This is a genomic window from Lachnospiraceae bacterium KGMB03038, from assembly GCA_007361935.1.
In the GTDB taxonomy this organism is placed as follows: Bacteria; Bacillota; Clostridia; order Lachnospirales; family Lachnospiraceae; genus Massilistercora.
Genome location: CP041667.1, coordinates 444,027 through 465,925, shown reverse-complemented (window position 1 = coordinate 465,925; position 21,899 = coordinate 444,027). Strand labels below are relative to the sequence as shown.

24 protein-coding genes are annotated in these 21,899 nt (G+C 42.7%); 5 read left to right on the top strand and 19 right to left on the bottom strand.

What is annotated here, in order from left to right; translation table 11 throughout:
* Positions 1–46 precede the first annotated feature (46 nt).
* The 7 genes from FND36_02210 to FND36_02180 all read right to left on the bottom strand — a co-directional run bounded on the left by FND36_02210 (position 47) and on the right by FND36_02180 (position 5,176).
* Complete coding sequence (locus FND36_02210; protein ID QDW72959.1) at positions 47–403, bottom strand: hypothetical protein; 357 nt, start codon at positions 401–403, stop codon at positions 47–49.
* A 16-nt stretch (positions 404–419) separates the two neighbouring features.
* Positions 420–1,238, bottom strand: a complete 819-nt coding sequence (locus FND36_02205; GenBank protein ID QDW72958.1) for a hypothetical protein — start codon at positions 1,236–1,238, stop codon at positions 420–422.
* 303 nt (positions 1,239–1,541) lie between these two features.
* Positions 1,542–2,114 carry a hypothetical protein gene (locus FND36_02200; protein ID QDW72957.1) on the bottom strand — a complete coding sequence of 191 codons (573 nt, stop codon included), beginning with the start codon at positions 2,112–2,114 and terminating at the stop codon, positions 1,542–1,544.
* Positions 2,105–3,934, bottom strand: coding sequence for a recombinase family protein (locus FND36_02195; GenBank protein ID QDW72956.1), 1,830 nt, complete (start codon positions 3,932–3,934; stop codon positions 2,105–2,107). Before FND36_02195 ends, FND36_02200 begins: the two co-directional genes overlap by 10 nt.
* Before the next feature lie 67 nt (positions 3,935–4,001).
* The gene (locus tag FND36_02190; protein ID QDW72955.1) at positions 4,002–4,151 is read right to left on the bottom strand and encodes a conjugal transfer protein; all 150 of its coding nucleotides are present in this window, start codon (positions 4,149–4,151) and stop codon (positions 4,002–4,004) included.
* A gap of 366 nt (positions 4,152–4,517) precedes the next feature.
* Entirely contained in the window at positions 4,518–4,757 is a 240-nt protein-coding gene (locus FND36_02185) for a helix-turn-helix domain-containing protein (GenBank protein ID QDW72954.1), read from the bottom strand.
* Positions 4,758–4,765: 8 nt separating this feature from the next.
* On the bottom strand, positions 4,766–5,176 hold the full coding sequence (locus FND36_02180) for a sigma-70 family RNA polymerase sigma factor (GenBank protein ID QDW72953.1): 411 nt from the start codon (positions 5,174–5,176) through the stop codon (positions 4,766–4,768).
* Positions 5,177–5,784: 608 nt separating this feature from the next.
* On the opposite strand from FND36_02180, the gene FND36_02175 reads away from it, so the two are divergent.
* On the top strand, positions 5,785–6,150 hold the full coding sequence (locus FND36_02175) for a helix-turn-helix transcriptional regulator (GenBank protein ID QDW72952.1): 366 nt from the start codon (positions 5,785–5,787) through the stop codon (positions 6,148–6,150).
* A gap of 298 nt (positions 6,151–6,448) precedes the next feature.
* Here the strand turns inward: FND36_02175 and FND36_02170 are convergent, their stop codons facing one another.
* From FND36_02170 to FND36_02150, 5 genes are all read right to left on the bottom strand, one after another.
* Positions 6,449–6,859 carry a response regulator transcription factor gene (locus FND36_02170; GenBank protein ID QDW72951.1) on the bottom strand — a complete coding sequence of 137 codons (411 nt, stop codon included), beginning with the start codon at positions 6,857–6,859 and terminating at the stop codon, positions 6,449–6,451.
* A 108-nt stretch (positions 6,860–6,967) separates the two neighbouring features.
* Positions 6,968–7,711, bottom strand: a complete 744-nt coding sequence (locus tag FND36_02165; protein QDW72950.1) for an ABC transporter permease — start codon at positions 7,709–7,711, stop codon at positions 6,968–6,970.
* Positions 7,712–7,713: 2 nt separating this feature from the next.
* Positions 7,714–8,556, bottom strand: coding sequence for an ABC transporter permease (locus FND36_02160; protein QDW72949.1), 843 nt, complete (start codon positions 8,554–8,556; stop codon positions 7,714–7,716).
* Entirely contained in the window at positions 8,471–9,394 is a 924-nt protein-coding gene (locus FND36_02155) for an ABC transporter ATP-binding protein (GenBank protein ID QDW72948.1), read from the bottom strand. The genes FND36_02160 and FND36_02155 overlap by 86 nt, the downstream gene beginning before the upstream one ends.
* A gap of 71 nt (positions 9,395–9,465) precedes the next feature.
* On the bottom strand, positions 9,466–9,825 hold the full coding sequence (locus FND36_02150; GenBank protein ID QDW72947.1) for a response regulator: 360 nt from the start codon (positions 9,823–9,825) through the stop codon (positions 9,466–9,468).
* A 240-nt stretch (positions 9,826–10,065) separates the two neighbouring features.
* On the opposite strand from FND36_02150, the gene FND36_02145 reads away from it, so the two are divergent.
* The 4 genes from FND36_02145 to FND36_02130 all read left to right on the top strand — a co-directional run bounded on the left by FND36_02145 (position 10,066) and on the right by FND36_02130 (position 15,070).
* On the top strand, positions 10,066–10,815 hold the full coding sequence (locus tag FND36_02145; protein QDW72946.1) for an ABC transporter ATP-binding protein: 750 nt from the start codon (positions 10,066–10,068) through the stop codon (positions 10,813–10,815).
* Positions 10,816–10,829: 14 nt separating this feature from the next.
* A complete protein-coding gene (locus tag FND36_02140; GenBank protein ID QDW72945.1) occupies positions 10,830–12,803 on the top strand; it encodes an ABC transporter permease in 1,974 nt (657 codons plus the stop codon).
* A 121-nt stretch (positions 12,804–12,924) separates the two neighbouring features.
* The gene (locus tag FND36_02135; protein ID QDW72944.1) at positions 12,925–14,490 is read left to right on the top strand and encodes a hypothetical protein; all 1,566 of its coding nucleotides are present in this window, start codon (positions 12,925–12,927) and stop codon (positions 14,488–14,490) included.
* Complete coding sequence (locus FND36_02130; GenBank protein QDW72943.1) at positions 14,459–15,070, top strand: response regulator transcription factor; 612 nt, start codon at positions 14,459–14,461, stop codon at positions 15,068–15,070. Before FND36_02135 ends, FND36_02130 begins: the two co-directional genes overlap by 32 nt.
* Positions 15,071–15,224: 154 nt before the next feature.
* Here FND36_02130 and FND36_02125 read toward each other — a convergent pair whose 3' ends face one another.
* From FND36_02125 to FND36_02095, 7 genes are all read right to left on the bottom strand, one after another.
* The gene (locus FND36_02125) at positions 15,225–17,585 is read right to left on the bottom strand and encodes an FtsX-like permease family protein (GenBank protein QDW72942.1); all 2,361 of its coding nucleotides are present in this window, start codon (positions 17,583–17,585) and stop codon (positions 15,225–15,227) included.
* Positions 17,569–18,264 (bottom strand): ABC transporter ATP-binding protein, encoded by a 696-nt coding sequence (locus tag FND36_02120; GenBank protein QDW72941.1) that lies wholly within the window; start codon positions 18,262–18,264, stop codon positions 17,569–17,571. Before FND36_02120 ends, FND36_02125 begins: the two co-directional genes overlap by 17 nt.
* A gap of 60 nt (positions 18,265–18,324) precedes the next feature.
* The gene (locus FND36_02115; GenBank protein ID QDW72940.1) at positions 18,325–19,554 is read right to left on the bottom strand and encodes a HAMP domain-containing histidine kinase; all 1,230 of its coding nucleotides are present in this window, start codon (positions 19,552–19,554) and stop codon (positions 18,325–18,327) included.
* Entirely contained in the window at positions 19,551–20,252 is a 702-nt protein-coding gene (locus FND36_02110; GenBank protein QDW72939.1) for a response regulator transcription factor, read from the bottom strand. The genes FND36_02115 and FND36_02110 overlap by 4 nt, the downstream gene beginning before the upstream one ends.
* Positions 20,242–20,436, bottom strand: a complete 195-nt coding sequence (locus FND36_02105) for a helix-turn-helix domain-containing protein (GenBank protein ID QDW72938.1) — start codon at positions 20,434–20,436, stop codon at positions 20,242–20,244. Before FND36_02105 ends, FND36_02110 begins: the two co-directional genes overlap by 11 nt.
* 392 nt (positions 20,437–20,828) lie before the next feature.
* Positions 20,829–21,230 (bottom strand): ABC transporter permease, encoded by a 402-nt coding sequence (locus FND36_02100; protein QDW72937.1) that lies wholly within the window; start codon positions 21,228–21,230, stop codon positions 20,829–20,831.
* The gene (locus FND36_02095; GenBank protein QDW72936.1) at positions 21,133–21,828 is read right to left on the bottom strand and encodes a hypothetical protein; all 696 of its coding nucleotides are present in this window, start codon (positions 21,826–21,828) and stop codon (positions 21,133–21,135) included. Before FND36_02095 ends, FND36_02100 begins: the two co-directional genes overlap by 98 nt.
* Positions 21,829–21,899: the final 71 nt, after the last annotated feature.

Below are 21,899 nucleotides of genomic sequence, written 5' to 3'. Positions count from 1 at the left end.
TGGATCACATTAATATTCTTCAGTTTTTTCACCCCTTTCTGCTCCCCTAGCGCCTTTGGTAAATATCCGCATTCCAATTACTGCTGTCCGACTCCACAGTGATCGTACTTTCGTCAGAGGACATGGTCACGATCAGCGGCTCACAGGTGGAAGAAACCGCGCCGTCAAAATCAAGCTCGATGCTGTTTTCATTTTCGTTCCAGGTCCCTTCTTCTATATCTCCATTCTCGTTATATTCCACAGTTCCATCTTCATTCACTGTGATCTCTACTTTGTTTCCAGTTGCAGAAGTTCCTCCATATGTTCCAACCCACTCATTTCCTCCGCAGGCACATAAAGCTCCCGCAACAACCATTACCATCATACATACAAACAGACCTTTTAACATTTTTCTTCGTTTCATTTTCTTTTCTCCTTTTCTAATTATTTTCTACCGGCTCAAAATAACTGATATCTACGATCTGAAAATCCGTCAGATTTTCATAATCCGATTCCAGTATCCCCGGATAGTTTTCCGTCTCAAATTCTGCTGTTTCTCCTGGCGAAAGCGAAGGGATCACCGCTTCCAATATGGGAACCTCATCATAGGACTGGACTTTCTTTGGATTACCTTGCGCATCCACCACGATCAAAGAAATGGTAACCGACTCCCACTCTTGCTCCGTCTGGTTTGTCAGAGTTCCCGTTACATTCATCTCTGTTCCAGAGGCAGGATTTGTTGCTTTATTCAAATGCGCATCCAACAGATATTCCCCCTCTTTTAACGGTATTGTTTTCCCTCCATCGTTCGCAATCTGGTTTAATTCTTCCAGCTTGTCTTCCTGTCCGGTCATTCCGTAATAGGCGGTCCTGATCCACACTGGAAATGTGCTGGTCATTAAAGAAAGGGCATCTCCGATGGGTGTCACCAAAATGACAATGCAGACAATGCCGATCACAAATCCTCCCCTCCCTTTTTTCTTTGGTCCTTCCTGCCTTTTCATTGCCCTTCTGCCCAGCACGACCGCCAATACGGCTAAAAACAGCGCTATAAAATCATGGGAGGAGAGCATCATCGAAAGTCCTGTATCTGCCGTCAGATCCTTCCACGATCCCGGCGCCGCAAATAAATTGCCGATTCCCACCGCCCTGCCTAATGCAATCAGCGCGGCCGCAAGCGCCACACCTGCGGAATGTTTTGCGATCCAGTCTTTGATTTTCCCCTTTTTACTTTCATTGTGTATTCTTTGTGGTTCCATACTCTATTCCTTTCTTTTTTTATTTCTATAGCTTAGACAAGGGCAGCTGCAGAAAAGTTTTAATAAAAATAATTTTTTATAAATCTAATTCTCCCAGACGATAATCCCCCGCAAACTTCTTTATGCTCTATCTCTAAATCAATGCCATGCAAAATCCCTGCCGAAAAAAACCAACACTTTTCGCGCCAAAATTAATAAAAACGGAACCATGTCTCATCTCCGTTAAAAGAACGCAGAAAGGCCGGATTGATTCGGGCGTGAAAAAGCACCGATTATCTCTAACCGATGCTATACGGAAACTATTTACAGTATCTCCTGCTTTTTTAATCCCCAAATTAAGTACTCGATTTTCTTGACATCACTTATCCAACTATATTGTGGAAATAATCTATCAAAAAGGCTAATATTCTCCCTGGCCTCATCTGTCGCCAAATATACACGATACCATTCTTCAATTTGTGCATAAATCTCTATCATAGAGTCCTGTAATTCACTTACATTTTTTCCTTTTGGTTTAAGATTTAAAAAGGAAAGTACCCTGCTATCCCATATCGGCTTTTCTGGATTTATTGTGGCTAACATTTTACTGGCAAAAGATGCTTCTGTTTTATCCGTAAAAACGTAAATATTACAAAGAATATTTTCAAATGTCACCTCATCCTTATTTGTTTTGTTATTCTCAAAAATTTCGTAGTATTTTTCTCTCCATTTACTGCCTCTTCTGATTCTATAAAAATGGTTAAACTTTTTCTGAAAATCATTGTCCCGCGCAATATTGGCTTTATATGCCTGATTCATAATATACTCATATGTATCCAATTCAAGGCTCCTAATGAGAATATCTTGAATCGCCTTATTTCCATCAATTATAGCCATAAAACCTCCTCCTTATTGGAATGAATTCCCGATCTCAGCAATTCAATTTTCAATAAGATACAGCGGACAGCAGAACAACCGTCTCGACATGTGTTGTCACTAATATTGGAATACACATCCTTCACCTTGTCACTGACATCGGAACACATTTTTTTCGCTTTGTCCCCGACACCAACGGACTTTCCAAAACGCTTCTTTGCATTTCCAATTCCGTTTGTAAATCCTGTTTTATATATGAAAGTGATTTTATAGGGATCTTTTTCTCCATTTTCATCGTAACCGCCAACGATTACCTTTTCAATTATACTCTCAAAGATACCTCTGTCAAATTCCTCCAGCACCTCATTTTGAGACAGTGCTTTCTTAAAATCTGTAATTCTCCTTTGCAGCGAACTTTCTTCATCTGCCTGCTGTTGGAAATACTCCAGCTTAGCTTTTGTATTACTTAAATCTGTTTTGAGACTTACGTCTGTTTCTTCATAAATATCCTGCTCCACAATGCCGCTCAAATAATTATCCAACAGCTTTTTTCTCTTATATGAAAGATTATCAATCTTTTTTTGAAGCTTGTTCAACTGATCCTTTGCAGAATTTTCTCCAAGAGCTTTTTCAGTACGCTTCAAAAATTCTTCCAATACATCCTTATTGTCTCTGCAAAGCATCCGGTATGACTCCACAAAGGCTTCCTCTATTACCTGCTCTGGGATTCCTTTACTATCCGGACAAAAACGCTTACCTTTTTTCGTAGCTTTCACGCACTGCCATATTGTTTTTTTATACTTTGAATTGCTGTGCCAACGTCTGCGTGAAAGATTGGCTCCACAAAATCCACATTCCAGCAAACAGCTAAACGCATACTGACGACTGAATTTTTCTCTTTTTCCAGGTGTAACGCCATGCTTGCGGTTTACGTTTCTGCGCCTTCTGATTTCCTGCGCTCTGGCAAACATTTCTTCTGAAATAATCGGTTTGTGATGATCATGTATATAATACCGATCTTCTTCCCCCAAATTTTGCAACCGCCTTTTTGAGATCGGATCAGCCGTAAATGTCTTTCCCTGTAAAATGTCGCCCTTATACTTTTCGTTATTTATAATTCCCATGACACTAGATGGCACCCAAAGATTTCCTTTAATCGTCATTATCCCTTGTTCATTTAGTTCTCTGGCAATCATAGTGCTTCCGGCTCCCGCTACATACCGCTCAAATATATAACGAACAACTTCTGCCCCTTCTTCGTTAATAGAAATTGATTTTGTTGCCACATCATAATCATATCCAGTACAACCCTGAAAACCAACAAGTTCCCCACGTTTCATTTTCATCTTTAATCCTTTTTTCACATAGGCAGAAGTATTTTCAACCTCCTGCTGCGCCACAGAACTTAAAATTGTCATAAGAAATTCGCCGTCTTTTATGGTATTGATTTTTTCTACTTCAAAATAAATTGCGATATTTCTCTCTTTCAGCATGCGAACATATTTTAAAGTATCCAGCGTATTTCTGGCAAAACGTGGGATACTTTTTGCGATGATTAGATCAATCTTCCCGTCCATACAATCCTGGATCAGCCTTTGAAATTCGTTTCTCTTATCCGTTTTAGTTCCTGTAATAGCTTTATCAGCATAAATGCCTGCAAAAACCCACTCATTGTTATTTTGAATGAGATCCGTATAATATCTCACCATAGAATTATAACTTTTAGTTTGATCCTCATCGTCCGTACTCACACGACAATAAGCGGCAACTCTCAATCGCTCAACACGTTTTCCGGCAGAACCTTTGGAAAAGTCATTTGCCTTAATCAATTCTATTTCCATTTTCCGCTCCCTAATTTGTATCCCTATCATAGTGTTAATTTTATTATATGTTGACACAAATGATTCGTCAAGCGGTAATATTGGAAACGATACCATAATCTTTCATCAATCTTTTCTGTATCAAAGAATACTCATTTTCATCAATCAATTTCTTTGTTAAAAGCTGTTTTAACATAGCCAACTGCATTGTATATCGCAGTAACTTTTTTGTATCCATTTCATTCTCCCCTTTCATCACTGCAAAAGAATCCTGCAGGTGGCTGTCGGGGGAACAGCCTCATTGGTATCTCACCATCTTTTCAGACCGGAGTAGCCTCTCCGGAAGTATCCTCGCCACAAAGTTCCCACACTCTGCCCGCAGCATGATATTTCTTCGCTCCTATCCATCTTCAAATTCCCTATTTGTATATAAACCTAAACTTTACGTCACGATGTCGCAAAGTGAAAATTGATGCTGAATCATCCTGGCGTATCTGCCGCCCGGCTCCACTGTTTCCTTACGTCCTGCAGGATAAAATATTCAGTTTTCAAGGTACAGTACGTTCAGGATCAGAAATAGAAAGGGAATATTCCTGTCCTTAGCTTATAGCCGGATCTTAAAATCCAGAATTTTTGTAATCAGCTTTGTCTCCATCCGCCTTTTCATATATTCATCCGTCACATAGTGAACTCTCCCAAAATCATCCTTGTATTCTCTCTTACACTCACTCTTGATAAATGACTGAAAATAGGAAAGCACCTGATTGATTGCTTCGGCGTCACCTTCGATAGCCGCCTGGATGGTTTCAAACTCCGGCGGTTCTCTATGCTTCTTAGATTTCATATGTAGATTCACTCCATCAATTTTCTCATAAGTCTTAAAGAATCATCTTTGTGATAATGCACGGTACTCTGCACCAATTTCAGGCAGGCAGCGATTTCTTTCTCCGTCATATCCAGGAAATAAAGCATCAGAATAATTTCCCGTTTTTTTATGGGAAGTTTTTTCAGTGCTTTGTATATCCATTCATTACGGACTGGAACCTGCCTGCCCATAACGGTGAAATAATCTGCTATATCATAATCATCACAGCAATACAGAGCGTCTAGGTCTTTCTGCAGAAGTTCTGAAAAATTCACTTCCCGTTTTCTCTGCCGCTCCAATTCATCAAGATAATTCAGTGCCTCACCATGCAGAACTTTAATGCAGTAAGCACAAAATTTTCTCCGCACGATTTCTTTTTCCTGACGGTTCAATTTCAAAAGGGATCACCTCCCTTCTGCTTAAAGCCGTAGTAAAAGACGCCTGATCCTCCCTTTCACAGCGAGGACAGGAGGGAAACTGACAAAAAATCGAAAAAGCGGAAAATTTTTTTAAAAAACTTTTCTCCAACTTCTCCAAAACCTTTCATCAGAATCTTCCTCTGATGATCGGTGGCCCTCGATTTCGAGGTTTGTGGAGAAAGTTCCACAAAATTCGACAAAAAATAACGCCAGGGAGTTTTTTGAGCTTCCTGACGCTGCTTTTTAGCTTTATGCCATATGGAATTTTATACCAGTGAAATAGGTATGATAATACTCTTTGAAGAGTGTACGGTAGCCCATCTGCAGATAAAATTTTTTTAACTGATCACCTAGACCAACCCTTTTTCTTTTCTTCAAAACAAAACCATCCATGTTTCTCCTGACGGCAGAACACAGATGGGAAACGCAAATAAGCCCTGCTGTGAAAAGCCGTTTTTTTTAATTGGCTTTTCACCAAGGCTATAAATTCATTTATATATCGGCATAATATTGCCTATCAAATATGCACGATAAGGTTATGCAAAAACCTTAATCGGCAAGATAGAATATATGTGAGGTGAATAATTATGCCTAAAGACAGGTTACTATATCTGGGCAACTGCATACGGAATGCCAGAATTTCTTGCGGTCTGACGCAACAGGAACTGGCCGATCAATCCAATGTGGCCATCAAAACAGTCCAGATGATTGAAAAAGGACAAATGAACCCTTCCTATGAAATTCTGTATCCACTCATCAAACGTCTGGGAATCTCCGCCAATACTCTGTTCGAGCCGGAAATTTCTGATACAGACGAGAAGATTCAGCGCTTCATCGGAAAGTTCCAGTCCTGCAGTCCTCAGAGCCGCCAGATTCTTTTAAACACACTGAACTATCTGGCTGAGCAGCTCCTGGCTCTCCAGAGCAATCCAAAAAACAAAGATTCTGAATAAAACCAGTAGGGTTAATAAGTTTTTATGCCCTGCTGGTTTTACTCATTTTATATTATTCTATCCTTAAAAAGAAACGGCGGCTAAATTTGTCATTCGTTCAAATGGACTGCAAAGCTGCCGTTCAATCAGAACGGGTTCCTACTTATGGAATCTAAGGAAATTATATCGTTGTCAAATCATGGGGAAGTTTGTCTGCGATAGGAGCGCAGTCAGAATAGTCGTCAAATCTCGACAGAATAAGTCGAGCGGGAAGAAAAAGGAGCCCGGCAGCCGGTGAAGGTCAGCGGGTTCCCGTGTTTTATTCCTTTGGTACGACAAACTTATATCCGGTATGAATCACGGTCTGGATATAAACCGGCTGCGCCGGATCAGGCTCTACCTTCTTGCGGAGCTGGTGAATGATACTGACAACAGAATGTTGACATGTTTCACTGTCCTCATTCCAGACAGCTTCAAAAATCTGCTGCTGGCTGAACACCCGTCCGGGCTGCTGCGCCAGATAAAGAAGGACGCTAAATTCCAGATGGGTCAGTGGTATTTCCGTTTCTCCCCGGAACACCTGACGCTGATAAGGGTGGATTGTGAGGCCGGGGAAGGTGAACACTGGAGCAGTATCATGTTGAACAGTCATAAACTTTGGTTCACCAGATAACAAGGTCAATACTTTATTCAAAACCTGATCCTCGTCATCCTTGAAAGTTAAAATCATTACTTTCCCATGTAAACACCTCCCTTTCAATTTGTGGTATGCTGATTGCATTTAAAATAAGAGCATATTTTGAATCTTTTAATTATCCCCAATATTCTATTTTTAGGATTATTTGCTTTTATTTTGGATAATCAAAATTAGCAATGATAGAAATAGTGTGGACAATAACACAATACCCACAATTTCTGGCCGGAAGTCGGTTGTTGTACTTCCTGTATCTCCTGAATATTGAATAATCGACAATCCTGCGCTTATAGGGTAATAATCCTGAAATCCGTGTCCAGCCAATGGGATTCCTAAGAATCCATACACAAATACAAGAACTGTCCCTACCCAAAAACGGTTTTTAGCAGCCCCGCACCAACAAACAAACGGCAGTATGGAAATACAGATACAAAGTCCCATCCCGCAGATTTGAATGAGTGCCTTTATTACTGCCATACCGTTCAAACCACCGGGATAAAAAATCGCACTTATTCCTGTCGCCAGAAGAAAGCTATAACAACTGTAAAGAATAGATAATATAAGCAAAGCGCCGATTTTCCCCAGCATCAATTTCTTGTAAGAAATGGGGATCGTAAATATTTCTTTCAGCGTATCGTCCGTGTATTCCCGGTTTATCATGTAACCGCCCAGCAGCATCAGTGTAACAGGAAGGAAAAAGCCCATATTGTTCCAAATTACCCCGTTTACCAAATTGGCATACCCATAATCAGTAATAGGGGCGTTTAAGGATTCCTGCTGCAATACGGACAGCAGAGGCGAACACAACAGCGTTATGATCCCTACCCAAAGGATGTTACACCGCTTTAATTTTATAAATTCATCTTTTATCAAACGCATACCATTCACCGCTAATTATCCCATTTTCTAAAGCGATTACAGATGATCCAACCAAATGCCACCGTATATATCAGGAGATATATCACACAGAAGATTGTGCTTACCGAGCTTGGCCCTATATCAAATGGGTAGCTTGCCGTATCTAAATTTTGAAAAAAAGGAAGGAGCCATCTGTTAATTACGTTTACAGGTAATATCATAAAAACATTGGGAGCAGCCGTCCGAATGGTTGCATTAGTAATGATGAATCCCATAACCGCATACAAGAAAGAACATAATACAGAGAAAATGTAATTCCTATTGAATACGACAATAAGGGCAATGCAAGGAAGGGAGGCAACCCATACCATAATTCCCGCAGCAATACAGAACAATAATTTAATTGCAAACTGCTCCACCGTCATGTGACCGATCAACGAAAATACTACCGTTGATACGAACGCCAAAATTGAATAGAGAACAGAAACAACTAATAGCACGATCAGTTTTGAAGAAGCCAGCATATTCATCGAAACAGGAACGATCTTCAATGATTTCAATGTGTTGTTATCGCGTTCTTCAAAAAACAGCATTGCCGCCACAATACAGAGGACAGGGATCAGAAGCATAAGCTGTCCCAAGTTGATAACAGACTTATATAAAAAATCGTACCCTTGCCCGGTTCTTGCCGCCAAGAGGGAGATAGGCGCAGGCAAAATCACCGCAGCCAAAGTAGCAATCAGGATAAACGGACGCCGCCGCATCTTAGAAAATTCTATCTTGAGCATTTTAAGCAATCCCAACACCCCCTGTGATCTCCTTGAAATAATCCTCCAGGGTGTCATGGCAAAGCTGGGAGCCGATAACCGCCACATCCTGCATTACCAAAAATTTATTTATTGCCGCCACATCAAGGGCAGTGTCATAAAGCCGCAAAGTATGTTCATCCTGCATGGCATAATCCTTCACATGAAATTCATGCTCTAAAAGCAGAGAGGCCTTTGACGCATCAGACACTTGGAGCAGGATATACTTGCGGTTTTTCTTTTCCAGTTCTTCCATGCTGCTTTCTTCCAGCAATACACCGTGGTCGATGATTCCGATGTCGTCTGCCAGCAGAGAAATTTCAGAAAGGATATGGCTGGAAATTAAAATGGTCTTACCGCGCTCGACACTTAAATCCTTGATGAAATTGCGTACTTCGGCAATACCAATGGGATCAAGCCCATTGGTTGGCTCGTCCAATATCAGCAATTCCGGATCATGCAGGATTGCGTTGGCTATGCCAAGGCGCTGTTTCATACCAAGAGAATATTTGCTGAATAGCTTTTTGTCCCGATAAGGAAGCCCTACAACCTCTAAGGCGCTTTTTACCGCATTATGGTGGTAGATCCCGCGCATTTCAGCGAAAATTTTAAGGTTCTCTGTACCGGTCAGATTGGGATAAAAACCGGGATTTTCAATGATTGCGCCAATGCGGGGATAAATTTGTTTCTCTCGGCCCTTGATGTTTTGGCCGAACACATCCACTTCGCCGGAAGTAATCGGCGCGAGTCCCAGGATCATCTTCATTATCGTGGTTTTTCCTGCTCCATTGCGGCCAAGCAGCCCGTATATACGGCCTGCTCTAACATGGAGATTAACAGAATTGACAGCCGTTTGTTCTCCATATACCTTTGTCAATCCCCTTGTTTCAATTACAAAATCACTCATGTGATTACCTCACTTCTAATTTTATTGAACAAATTTCCTGATAAGCCATAGACCGACCAGGTAAAACAAAATTATGTTTCTGATTTGACTAATGCCTTTATTCTTTCGATAAAATCACAATCCGTTTTACTGCAAAAATCTCCGCCATAAAGCCTTGCCTTTTGTTTAAGTACATGGTCGTCATCACCGGACATAAGCAGAAATGGAATGGTTATGCCCTCTTGACGGACTTTTTCAAGCAAATCTAATCCTGTGCCATCCCTCATGTTGTAATCAGAGCAGATCGCCTCAATTTCTTTTTCTTTGTCGCCCAACACCCGCAGGGCGTCTTTTACCCCTGTTGCCTCGTAAACCTCAAAATACTTTCCCAGAACAGAGGCCAACAATTCCAGGTAATCTAAATTATCATCTACAACAAGTATTTTTCTCACCCTTGTTTCCTCCTTACCGACAACTATCTATTTGCAATTTTACAGGAACCAGCTTACATTCAGGTGAATTTTAGCTTACAGTTTAGTAAGGAACTCTTGATATAGTTGAGTTCTATTTTATCGCTTTGCAAAGGAGAAGGCATGAGTAATTCACGCAAACAATAACTGCGTGAATTACTCATGCCTTATTCTTTCGAGTTCTTTATACTTAAAGAGGAACTATGAAAGGAGCGAATGTATATGAGTACACTATTACAAGTTATGGATGTAACCAAAATTTATAAGAACCAACCCAAGCCCGGCCTCGATCATGTATCTTTTGAAGTTAAGCAGGGCGAATTCTTAGGCATCATGGGTGCTTCCGGTTCTGGAAAAACAACCCTTCTGAATGTTTTATCTACAATCGACATTCCGACCAGCGGCCATATTATCATGGGTAAAACCCATATTGAAAAGCTGGGACAGGGACAGGCTGCGGATTTTCGCAAAAACAATCTGGGCTTTATCTTCCAGGAATATTATCTTTTAGATAGTCTGACAGTACGCGAAAATATTGCCGTCCCGTTGACTTTGCTTCACAAGCCAGCGCAGGAAATCGACAGGAAAGTTAAGGAGCTGGCTGAACTGTTTGGAATTGACTCCCAGCTAAAAAAATATCCCAGCGAATTGTCCGGCGGCCAACGGCAGCGTGTGGCGGCAGCTCGCGCAATGGTGAAACGGCCTCCGCTGATCTTTGCTGACGAACCTACCGGCGCACTGGATTCCAGCTCCGCCACCGAACTGCTTACTGCATTAACAGAAGTCAACCACACCTTGGGAACCACAATTCTCATGGTTACGCACGATCCCTATGCTGCCAGCTATACAGACCGCATCCTTTACTTCAAAGATGGACATATCATCTCTGAACTGCAACGCCACGATGCTGAACGGCGGCACTTCTATGAGGCTATCATGCAGGAATCTGCCCGCCAGGACGAAAAGCGGTAACTGGGGGTGAGCGTATGAATTTAACGACAATAGCATTAAAAAATCTGAAACGGAACTTTTCTTTTTATTCCCTGTATCTTATGTCCGTTTCTTTCGTTTTGATGGTTTACTTTTGCTTCACTTCTTTTTCCATGAATGAGATTATCATGGAAAAGATCTCATCGGATGGCCGTGTAGAAATGATGTGCAGCGTAGTCGCTGTATTTATCATGGTGTTTGTTGTGTTCTACATGTTCTACTCAAACAATTTCTTCATGCGCCGCCGAATGAAAGAATTAGGCATTTATGCTCTGCTTGGATACCGTAAAGGGGATATGCTCTGCCTGCTGACCATAGAAAATATTTTCGTCTGCCTTGGCGGTACGATTGTCGGCATTTTAGCTGGAAGCCTGTTGCACATCGGCGTAACTGCGGGAATTGTTGCTTTGCTTGATTTAACGATTGATATGGGGGCCATTCCGTTTATCAATCCCCAGGCTGTCGGCTCAATCTTCCTGTTTATCCTTGCTGTGCTGCTCACCCTTACACTTTCCAATGCAGTATTGCTCCTAAAATCAACCCTTTTGGATCTGGTGCGCTTGGAAAAAAAGGTGGAAAAGCCTGTCCGCCCGAATATCGTTTTCTCCATCATCGGAATTGTTTTTCTGCTCGGTGGGTATGCCCTGGCACTGGACATGGTTCGTGGTACTCAATCTGTTTGGACAACGATTGGCTTTTCGCCTATTGCATTGCTGACTCTGGTACTGGTAGTAGTTGGCACAGTATTATCCGTTTATTCCTTTGTCCCCTTTGTATGCCAGTGTGTCAAAAATCGCCACCGTATTCTGTACCGGGAAAATACGATTGTTGTTGTTCCCAAATTTATGCACCGTATCCGATCCAATGCAAAGTCACTGATCCTTTTGATTTTGCTGGTTGCCGGAACACTTTCCGTTTTTGGGGCAACCACGCTTTCGGTTTGGTATCCTTACAGAGCTGTGGAACGGATTATTCCGTCTGCAATCGAATACCGGGTTGAGGACGAACAGCAAAGCAAGCAAGCGCAGGCAGCATTAGCCGAAGAATTAAATAGCCAGGAATATCAGGTACAAGAAACTGACTTGCTAAAAATCACGGCCACATCAGATCACCTTCCCGATGAATACAGCATTAGCGGCGAAGAAGTGCGAACACCCGGATTTGAGTGCATGAGTCTGACCGACTACAATACTTTACTGAGCAGCCAGGGAAAAGAAAGTTCGATTTCTGAGCTTAGTGATGACGAATGTGTTTTGGTGAAATACCGGCCTGACCCTGAAAACTCTGATGTCGGTGCTGTTTATCATCTGAACATTGGTGATGGAGCTACAACAGATGTAACGGTTGTTCAGACCACCTTGGATAATCCGATTGGGTTTGCAAATAGTGTTGCTACGCTTCTTGTCTCCGACCAGCTTTATCAAACCATAGCAAACGGACAGCCTGAACAGATCACGGTTGTCAGCATCAATGGTGGAACGACCCGTACCGATGGGGCTGCCTATACGATTTTGAAAGACGCTATGCCTGAGAACATCTATCTTGCAAGCGCATGGCAACGGCAGACTGAAATCATCCAACAGAACAGCTCTACCTATCTGCTGATCGCATTTGCCACCATTATCTTCCTGATTGCTACCGGCAGCATCCTCTATTTTCAAAACCTGTCTGCCGTCACCTATGATCGGGATGATTACAACATCCTTCAGCGCATGGGATATAATAGGAATATGATAAAACGCTGTGTCCGGCGGCAGATTCAGATTTATTTTGTGATCCCTTATATGATAGGTATGCTGCACAGCATTTTTGCCATTATATGTTACAAATCGGCATTGATGGACGATGTGCTGGGACGGGCAAGTGAGGTTATCCTGCCCATAGCCCTGGCCATTGGAATTTTCTCCATCGTTTACTTTATCTATTATCAGGTAACAAAACACTCTTGCTATAAGGCAGCGATAAACTAATAGTGCTGCAGGCAGCCGGCATCCAGTATGGGTACCGGCTGCCTGCGGTTGTCAGGACCTTTCACTTCCTTGCGGATATGGTGCAAATGAAGTAAAATATATTAGGATAGGAGGTGCTTCTTTGAAACGAAAATATATGGTACTGCAAGGCTTAATGATACTCAATCAGCTATTGCTTATCGCATTTCTATGCGTAATGAATACTATCGGAGCTACAATACCAGCAGAAAATATCGTTCATATTGTACTTCTGACATTTCTGTTTTGGGACGGATACTATATATCCGGTAAAAACGTAAAAGGGAATCCTGTCTTATCACAATTTGCAATTCTCCTGATACTATTTGGATGGCATTTTGGATTGTCGCTATTTGGTTCCTATTCCCTTGCAGATACGGCATCCGTTGTTATTCTTCCGATTTGTTTGTATCAACTGATGAACTTTGTGCAGGCGTTTCTTTTTCAAGGAGCCAATTACAAGGGAAGAAGGATATTCCTGTCCGGGACAGCCATCCTCTGCTTTACAGCAACCCTCAGTTTTTTTATTGACAGAGAATCTTTTTACATTCTCTACAACATTCAATTTCTGGTTTCCTTTGCCTGGTGCATTGCTATATCTGTAATTCATCGAAAAAGAGTATGGTTTGTTTTAAGAAGTCAAAGAAAGCAACTGCTATTTTCAGCAATCTTTGTCCTGCTTCCATTTATCTGCTATGTGATAGCTTTTTCTCGGAAAGAAAACTATGTTGAGCAGATGGGACTATACCTCATCGTCATGCTTACATTTGTCAGTATCCACAGTATCATTTTTCGGACGGATCATCAGCAAAAGCCATTTTTTTCATTAAGCTGGCCCACAACTGCTATTTTTCTTTTATTCTGCATTGCCAGCTTCGTACTAATTGTATGGTTGTTTGGTTTGCCCATTTTAACCGCGATTACGCTGCTTTACTTGCTCGTTTTTTGTGGACTGCTCTATCGCCTGCTGTTATTTTGGAAAGCGAGCAGATCAGAGAATAACACCTCCGAAGCCGTTCCTTCATTTTATGAATACACAATAGCGCAGCTTAAACATGAAGAAGCACTGCGAAAAGAGTTTACCAATTACCTGCACGATGATATTTTACAGGATCTTCTTTCCATGAAGAATCTGGTGCGTAAGGCTGGGCAGCTCGAAATTCAGCAGCTATTGGAAGATACGCTGCGAAAACTCACATCTTCCATACGGTCCCAGATGCAGGCATACCATCCAAAATTATTAAAGAACTTGACATTCAAAGAGAACCTTCAAAGCGTCCTGGACTCTATTACCAATGATAGTGATACCTTGATTGCCCTGGATTGTAAAGACGATATTTTTTTAGTGGAACCGTACACAATGCTGATCTGTCGGTTTGCGAGAGAGTTGGCTGTAAACGCCCTCAAACATTCCCATGCTGCAAGAATTGATGTGAGGCTGCAACAGGAAAATGACATGATTATCCTGCAAGTGTCAGACAACGGAGCCGGATTTTCAACCCCTCCCGAAGATCACTCCATTCATCACGGACTTGCCTCGATTCAGGAGCAGGTATCCTTTTTGAATGGCAAAATGACGATCAAAGAAAATCCAAATGGAGGAACCAATGTCAGCATCTTTATTCCCATGAAAGGAGATGAATCCTATGCGAGTTTTGTTGGTCGATGACCATGCGCTTTTTGCTCAAAGTTTGGCGATTGTATTATCAGACTTCCCATCCATTGAACAGTTTTCAAATATCAAATCCGTTGATGAAATAGAGGCAAAGATTGGAAGGGACAAGCCGGATATTCTCCTAATGGACATCAATCTTGGAAAACTGTCCGAGGAAGATGGCCTGCTCCTGGCACAGAACCTTTTACAAAAATATCCCGACCAAAAAATTGTAATTTTGTCAGGATATGATCTGCCCGTTTACAGAAAAGAAGCTGAAAAGCTGGGGGCAAAAGGTTTTATCAACAAAGATATTGAACCCGAAGAACTGCTGCATATTCTGGAAGCAATAAATAATGGCTCCACCTACTTTGAAAAAGATGGAACCTATATAGAGGAACTAACAGAGACCGAAAAGCAAGTTCTGCTTCTGCTGGCCGGAGGAACTAAAAGGAAAGAAATTGCCGAACAGCTTTTTATGAGTGAGAGAACGGTATCCAATCATTTGCAGCACATATTTGAAAAATTAGGGGTTTCTTCAGCAGTAGAAGCTATCACAAAAGCTATTCAATTAGGGTATATTCCACCACTTTAAGGACGACGCAATGAGATAATCTTCTGGTCAAAATAGTCCGAAGTTTGCTTATGCCTTAGCCGTCATCGCCTTCCAAAGATAAAGAAAGGGACTGCCGCATCTATGATTTCCCATTGATGTGGCAGTCCCACTTATATATACTGTTGAAAAGCTATTACTGTGCGCTGATTGTATCTACAATGGACATCTTCTGCATCTTTTTGATCGGCCCGCGAACAGCCAAAACCACAGAAAGTACCATAATCAATACGATAATTCCAAGTTCCACCCAGGGAATAGCCCAGGGATCTCCCCACTTAGAATTTATCAGCAGGGCAAAGAGGACTCTATTGCAGATCAATCCCAGCACAGTACCAACCACACAGCCGGTTATCGCATAGGTGGATGCTTCGGCAATTACCATTCTGGAAAGCTGGCGGGTACTTAACCCAATCGCCCGGAAAGCGCCGTACTGCTTTGTTCTGGCTGAAACACTCAACGCAATGCTGTTGATCACATTGAATACGGTAATTAACGCAATCAGCGCCAAGAAACCATAGAGGAACAGCCATACACAGTAATAAACGCCTAATGTGCTGCTATTATCCATCCGTTTGTCTACGAAATCAAATCCGGCTCCGTAGGTGCGATGAATCGCATTCACATCTTCATCTGTCGCGTCAGAGGATAACTGCATATCAATGATGGTATAGTTTTCTTCCCCGGTGATCTGACGGAAGGTATCTTCGGAAACAATGATAATGCCGGAATCGCCGGTATTATTGAACGGGCTGGTTGAGAGAAGCCCTGTAATTTGTATTTCCACAGGCTGGCCGCCAATTTGCATTGTAACCGTGTCGCCAACCTGCATACTGTTTTGTGTATCATATACGGTCAGCCCGGTATTCAATTCACTTTGTACCGTTTCCAATGAGCCGGATTGCAAATAGTCAGAAGCCCATTCAAATTGCTGCTGCTCATACGAAACTAAGATGGCGGTCCTTTCTGCCCCATTCACCGTAACAGGCACATCATACGCAAACATCCGGCCATAAACCGCATCCACAGCAGGATTTTCTTTCAGCTCGTCGATAAATGCCCTGTCAACGGAGCAGGAATTGTCCGAGCTTACAATAGATAGATCCGGCGCCCACGGATACAACGGGGTCAGGGTATGGTTCATAAATGTGATCGTTACAGAAAAAGCCAGGAAAAGGACAATGCTCAAGGCAAAAGAACACACCGTCAGCACAAAATTCTTGCGGCTTGCCTTTGCGTGGTGAATACCGAGAGCGGTATCCACTTTGAGGCGCTTTGTATTTGCCGCTTTCCGAATCGGCTGCAAGTCATTCGCATTGCCGGAAACTGCCGCCAGCGGGGAAACCTTTGAGGCTTTCTTTGCGGGAGACCGGGCGGCCAAAAGCACCGTCAGCAATCCTACAATAATTCCCGCCACAATACTTGGCACACTGATACTAAATGCAGGCATCTCTCCGAAAAATTCAGGGCTAAGGAGCCGAAGGATGAAGCATAAGATCCATATGACGACCATACCGCTTAAAACGCCCACAGAAATTGCGAAACGGCACCAACTGAGAGCTTCTTTCCGTACCAACCGCATAACCTGTTTGGGTGTTGCCCCGATACAGCGCATCAATCCGAAAAACTCTGTCCGCTGGGCAACATTGCTGTTCAGGCTGCTTGCGATCATCATAGTGCCTGCAAGCAAAACCAGTACAAACAGAACGGCAGCAGAAATATAGACCTGCACCATAAAGGAATCACTGCTCTGTCCAAGCAATCCGAGAAGTTTTGTGTTTTCTGAAACCTGTTCATCACTTAATCCAAATTGAGATTTCAATTCAGATATCCTATTTTGGATATTCCCTGTATTAGAAAACTGGACATAAAAAAATGTATTATTTTCAGATGGCTCACCATCCGCAGCAGTGGAAGTGATCGTACGGTACTTTTCTGTTGTGATAAACACGCCATAAGAATCACTGCTCATAAGATTTGCAGTATTCTCAACAAAACCGGATATGGTAAATGCAAGTTCGTTTCCGTCAGGCAGGTTGACGGCAATCTGATCTTCAATCGACAAGCCAAGCATTTCTTTTGCATTTACCGATACCATAGCCTCGTTATCGTTCTGCGGGAAATTGCCCTCTGCGATTATGTCAGAGAGAATTTTTGTGAACAGCCCTTCATCACTTCCGCAAATAAGTGTTTCTGTTCCATTCAGGGTATATCCCTGATCGCCGCGAAAATTTAAGACATCATAAGCAACAACCGCCTCTATATCAGAGCGCGCAGCGATAACTGCCGCATCTTCATCCGAAATATTGCGTAGTGCAATATGCCAATTTCCCGTTTCCGCCTGCGTTTTCATGATCTGGCTGCGGACAAACATATCTGCCATGCCAAAAATGGTCGTCACCAGAAACACCGCCAGCACGATACAGAAAATGGACATCCGGCTTTGCTTGCGATGGACTTTTGCTGAAATAGGAACAAGGTCAAGATAATGCTTCATCCGTATTCCCTCCTAAATCTGTAAGCACGCCATCTGTTACCCGGAACACCCGATCCACCGAAGCGGTCAGATTTTTATTATGGGTAATCATTAAGATTGTCTGCTGAAAGCGTCTGGAAGCCTGTGTGAGCAGATCAATCACATCCTGGCTGTTTTTACTGTCCAAATTTCCGGTGGGTTCATCCGCCAAGATCAGCTTTGGCTTTGTAATCAAAGCGCGGCCAATCGCAACCCTTTGCTGCTGCCCGCCTGAAAGCTGGTTTGGCAGATGGTGGCGGCGCTTTGTTAGACCAAGCAGCTCCAGGATTTCCTTAACGGCCGCCGGATCAGGTTTGCGATAATCCAGAAGCAGCGGAAACATGATATTCTGCTCCACATTCAGCTCGGAAACAAGCTGGAAGGATTGAAAAATGAATCCGATATTCCGCCGTCTGAAAATGGTGCGTTCTTCCTCCTTCATAGAAAAAAGATTTTGCCCATCCATCAATACTGTGCCGGAAGTAGGAAGGTCTAAAGCACCAATACAATTCAGCAAGGTGCTTTTTCCAGAACCGGATTCACCAACAACGGCAGCAAATTCTCCCTTTTCCAGAGAAAATGAAACATTTTTTAAAGCGTCAACTTTTGCTTCGCCCTTACCATAGGTCTTACATAAATTTTGTACTTTCAAGATTTCCATATCATCAGCCTCCTTTCCTAAAGGATAACAAAGCCAGCTTACAATCAGGTGAATTTAATCTTACGATTCAGTAAGAAAGGAAACTGTGAATGTTGTGCCTTCGTTCAATTCACTTTGAACGGAAAGCAGGCCGTTTTGACCGGTGATAATCGACTTAGCCAACGGAAGCCCCAAACCAATCCCCGGTGTTTCAAGGGAATGTTTACTCCGATAGAAGCGTTTGAAAATATGGTGTATATCTTCTGGTGCAATCCCACTGCCACTGTCAGCAATAAAAATACGAAGTATCGCCGGTGTACATTCCCATGAAATTTGAATCGTATCTCCCGGCTTTGTATGGTCTAAAGCGTTTTTCACAATGTTTCCAATGGCTTCACTCGTCCATTCCAGATCACAAAAAACTGTCTGCTCTGAATTACCTTTCAGGATGATTTGCTTATTCTCCGTTATGGCCCGGTCTGTTAATTCACTGATGGAACGGGAGATCAATTCTGTCACAGGGCAATTCCTTTTTTCAAAGACAATATTCCCTGTGTCCAGACGGGTGATTTTCAGCATGGATTGGATCAATTCTTCCATTCGCTTTAGTGATACCCCGATTTTCTCTGAAAACTCTTTTACGGTTTCCGGGTTTTCCGGTTCATCCGCAATAATTTCCTGATACATTGTAATGGCGGCCAATGGCGTTTTTAGCTGATGGGATATATCAGAAATCGTACTTTTCAAAAATTCCTTTGCTTTATGGTCTGTATCACTTTTGGCTTGAAGCATTGTGGCAAGCTGCTCAACAGAAGCAAAAATATAAAAAATTGCTCCCTCGCTGTTTTGTGGAAGGTGAAAGGAAAAATCACCATTGATATAGTTCTCTATTACTTTCCCGGCCTGCTGATATAGGTTTTTCCTTCTCAGGAAGAAAATAAGCGTTCCGGCAAAAAGAAAAGTAAGCAAAACAGCCAAACCAATCAATACCGTTATCAGCGTGTCCCTTTGAAATTGAGAAAGATAAGGCAGAGAATTAGCTGCTGCTTGGCTTTCAATTCCCAATTCCGTAAGCAATTCGATTCCGCCTTGACTTGTTTCGGTACTTGTCAGGGCATTGGCGATTACGTCTTTCGGAACGCCTTGTTCCAAAAGCGAAGAAGCAATAGCTTCATCATGTGCAATATAGCTGCTTCTGACAGCATCACTCTGATCTATGAAAAACAGACCGCCCGCACATAAAGTCACAAGCGCAAAGATCGCCAAAAAAATGATATATCTGCGTATCTGCTTGTCTTGAAGGAAACTCATACAGACACCTCTTTCCATTGATACCCAAACCCGCGAGCAGTCATTAAATGTTTGGGATGGGAAGGGTCTGTTTCAACCTTCTCACGGAGCCGCCGTATATATACAGATAAGGTATTATCATCCACGAAGTTACCGTTATCATCCCACAGCTCATTCAGGATCATTTCTCTGGTGACAATTTGATTTGCGTTCCGCACCAAAAGGCAGAGCAGACGGTATTCCACATTGGTTAGATCAAGTAGCTGCCCATTCAGCAGAACTCGATTGCTCAAAAAATCTATGGAAATATCGCCACATTCAATCTCCGATCTTTTTTCTCTCTTAGAAATTCCGGCGCGGCGCAGTAAGGCTCGAATACGGGAACACAATTCTCCAAGTTTGAAAGGCTTCGTAATATAGTCATCCCCACCAGAATCCAAGCCTCGAATGACATTTACTTCTTCATCGGAAGCAGTAAGAAAAATGATTGGAATTTGTTCGTTCCTATTGCGGACCATCTCGCATATTTCAAAACCTGTGCCATCCGGCAGGGTAACATCTAAAATCAGCAAATCATATTGGTCGATGTTCTGCAGCAATCTTTTTGCCTCTGATACAGTACGGGCAACCTCAACAGCATACCCGTTCTTTTTCAGAGAATATTGCAGTCCATCTATCAAACTCATGTCATCTTCTAACAGCAGAATATTATTCGCCATTCCCTTTGCGCTCCTTTCCAAGTTTGGTTCTGCCATCAATCGGCTTTTTTGCATCTTTCGGGATTAACCAAACCCGTCCCATTTTTTCGGCTCCAGGAATACGGCCATCAGAACAATAGCTATTGATCTGCCGGGGAGAGATCCCCCATTTTTCGCCAGCTTCCCTTAAAGTCATATAATCCATAGCACATACCTCCAGCATTTATTATACTTCGCTTTCTCGAAGAATACAAGCTATGGAGAATAAAAGTATGCCCAAAAATCATCTGGGGTGCTTTTCCTGCGCTCTTTCCGCAGATGGCCTCAGCAGATAGTCAATATTGGCCTTCACATTCTGCAGTTCCCGCATTTCTTCCCGTACCTGCTTATATTCCGCATAGGCTTTTCTTTTGGCCTCCAGCACTTCGGCATATTCTTCCCGCAAAGCCTTTGAGATATTTTTTAGGTGGAGTTGGCGATAGAGCGCAAAAAAGCCGAGAGACTTTCGTAATGAACCTCTCGGCTTTTTTCGATTTGGCATAGGATAAGGATTACTGAACGACAGTTTTTTACTGTTAGCCGACAGGATTTCTGTACTTACTCAACTCGAAGTCGTTCTACAATGCTTTTCTTGCAGATGCTTTTGTAGAATGTCAGTGGAATAGCAATCGCCACTAAAATCAATAACGGCAAACACACGATTACTGGTACCAATGTGAAGTGATAAATGAAAGCCCACTGATTTTTTACTATTTCAGCCTGACAAATTAGCCATCCTAACAAATTACCCATCGTCACAGTTAAAACTATTGCGCCACCGATATATGTTGCGCTTTCCCAGATCAGCATTTTTTTCATTTGCTTTCCACTCATGCCAATGGCATTAAGCAACCTTCGCCTCCTATTCCTGTCGGAAGGGTTCGCTGACCGCCTCAATTCCATCACAGCCGATCCGTACCAAATAGTATTTTTCTTTCTGGAAAGAGCGGATGGCCTCATCCCTTTGTACCAGCATGAACAGGGTCGGGGTCTGGACACGGCCAACATTCAAAGTATGCCGGTACAGGACAGAAAAAAGGCGGGTGGCGTTGATCCCGATCAGCCAGTCCGCTTTTGCCCGGCACAAGGCAGAATGATACAGGCTGTCATAAGCATGGCCGTCCATTAAAGTCTCAAATCCTTTGCGGATAGCACTTTCCTCCATACTGGAAATCCACAGGCGCAGGAAGGGCTTTTCACATCCGGCCATGTCATAGACAAACCGGAAGATCAGTTCCCCCTCCCGGCCTGCGTCCGTGGCACAGATGATCTCGGAAATATCAGAGCGGTGCATAAGGTCTTTCAGAATTTGAAACTGTTTCTGCTTATCCGGCGTAACAATATACTGCCAATGCTCCGGCAGGATAGGCAAATCCTCATAACGCCATTTCTGGTAGTCTCCATAGTGTGCCGCGTCCGCCAGCTCTACCAGATGTCCGACACACCAGCTCACCAGATACCCGTTGCCCTCGGTATATCCGTCTTTCTTGTCGGTTGCGCCCAGCACAGACGCGATACTCATAGCCACACTTGGCTTTTCCGCAATGACTAATTGCATAATAATTTCCTCCTTTTTTTGCATAAGAAAAGAGCAACCGGGGATTCGATTGCTCTAGGTAAATGTGTGTA

Bases quoted from the DNA above. Each gene is read 5' to 3' on its own strand.
- FND36_02210 (QDW72959.1), bottom strand. From the start codon at position 403: ATGAAACGAAGAAAAATGTTAAAAGGTCTGTTTGTATGTATGATGGTA.
- FND36_02205 (QDW72958.1), bottom strand. From the start codon at position 1,238: ATGGAACCACAAAGAATACACAATGAAAGTAAAAAGGGGAAAATCAAA.
- FND36_02200 (QDW72957.1), bottom strand. From the start codon at position 2,114: ATGGCTATAATTGATGGAAATAAGGCGATTCAAGATATTCTCATTAGG.
- FND36_02195 (QDW72956.1), bottom strand. From the start codon at position 3,934: ATGGAAATAGAATTGATTAAGGCAAATGACTTTTCCAAAGGTTCTGCC.
- FND36_02190 (QDW72955.1), bottom strand. From the start codon at position 4,151: ATGGATACAAAAAAGTTACTGCGATATACAATGCAGTTGGCTATGTTA.
- FND36_02185 (QDW72954.1), bottom strand. From the start codon at position 4,757: ATGAAATCTAAGAAGCATAGAGAACCGCCGGAGTTTGAAACCATCCAG.
- FND36_02175 (QDW72952.1), top strand. From the start codon at position 5,785: ATGCCTAAAGACAGGTTACTATATCTGGGCAACTGCATACGGAATGCC.
- FND36_02170 (QDW72951.1), bottom strand. From the start codon at position 6,859: ATGATTTTAACTTTCAAGGATGACGAGGATCAGGTTTTGAATAAAGTA.
- FND36_02160 (QDW72949.1), bottom strand. From the start codon at position 8,556: ATGTGGCGGTTATCGGCTCCCAGCTTTGCCATGACACCCTGGAGGATT.
- FND36_02155 (QDW72948.1), bottom strand. From the start codon at position 9,394: ATGAGTGATTTTGTAATTGAAACAAGGGGATTGACAAAGGTATATGGA.
- FND36_02145 (QDW72946.1), top strand. From the start codon at position 10,066: ATGAGTACACTATTACAAGTTATGGATGTAACCAAAATTTATAAGAAC.
- FND36_02140 (QDW72945.1), top strand. From the start codon at position 10,830: ATGAATTTAACGACAATAGCATTAAAAAATCTGAAACGGAACTTTTCT.
- FND36_02130 (QDW72943.1), top strand. From the start codon at position 14,459: ATGAATCCTATGCGAGTTTTGTTGGTCGATGACCATGCGCTTTTTGCT.
- FND36_02125 (QDW72942.1), bottom strand. From the start codon at position 17,585: ATGAAGCATTATCTTGACCTTGTTCCTATTTCAGCAAAAGTCCATCGC.
- FND36_02120 (QDW72941.1), bottom strand. From the start codon at position 18,264: ATGGAAATCTTGAAAGTACAAAATTTATGTAAGACCTATGGTAAGGGC.
- FND36_02115 (QDW72940.1), bottom strand. From the start codon at position 19,554: ATGAGTTTCCTTCAAGACAAGCAGATACGCAGATATATCATTTTTTTG.
- FND36_02110 (QDW72939.1), bottom strand. From the start codon at position 20,252: ATGGCGAATAATATTCTGCTGTTAGAAGATGACATGAGTTTGATAGAT.
- FND36_02105 (QDW72938.1), bottom strand. From the start codon at position 20,436: ATGGATTATATGACTTTAAGGGAAGCTGGCGAAAAATGGGGGATCTCT.
- FND36_02100 (QDW72937.1), bottom strand. From the start codon at position 21,230: ATGAGGCCATCCGCTCTTTCCAGAAAGAAAAATACTATTTGGTACGGA.
- FND36_02095 (QDW72936.1), bottom strand. From the start codon at position 21,828: ATGCAATTAGTCATTGCGGAAAAGCCAAGTGTGGCTATGAGTATCGCG.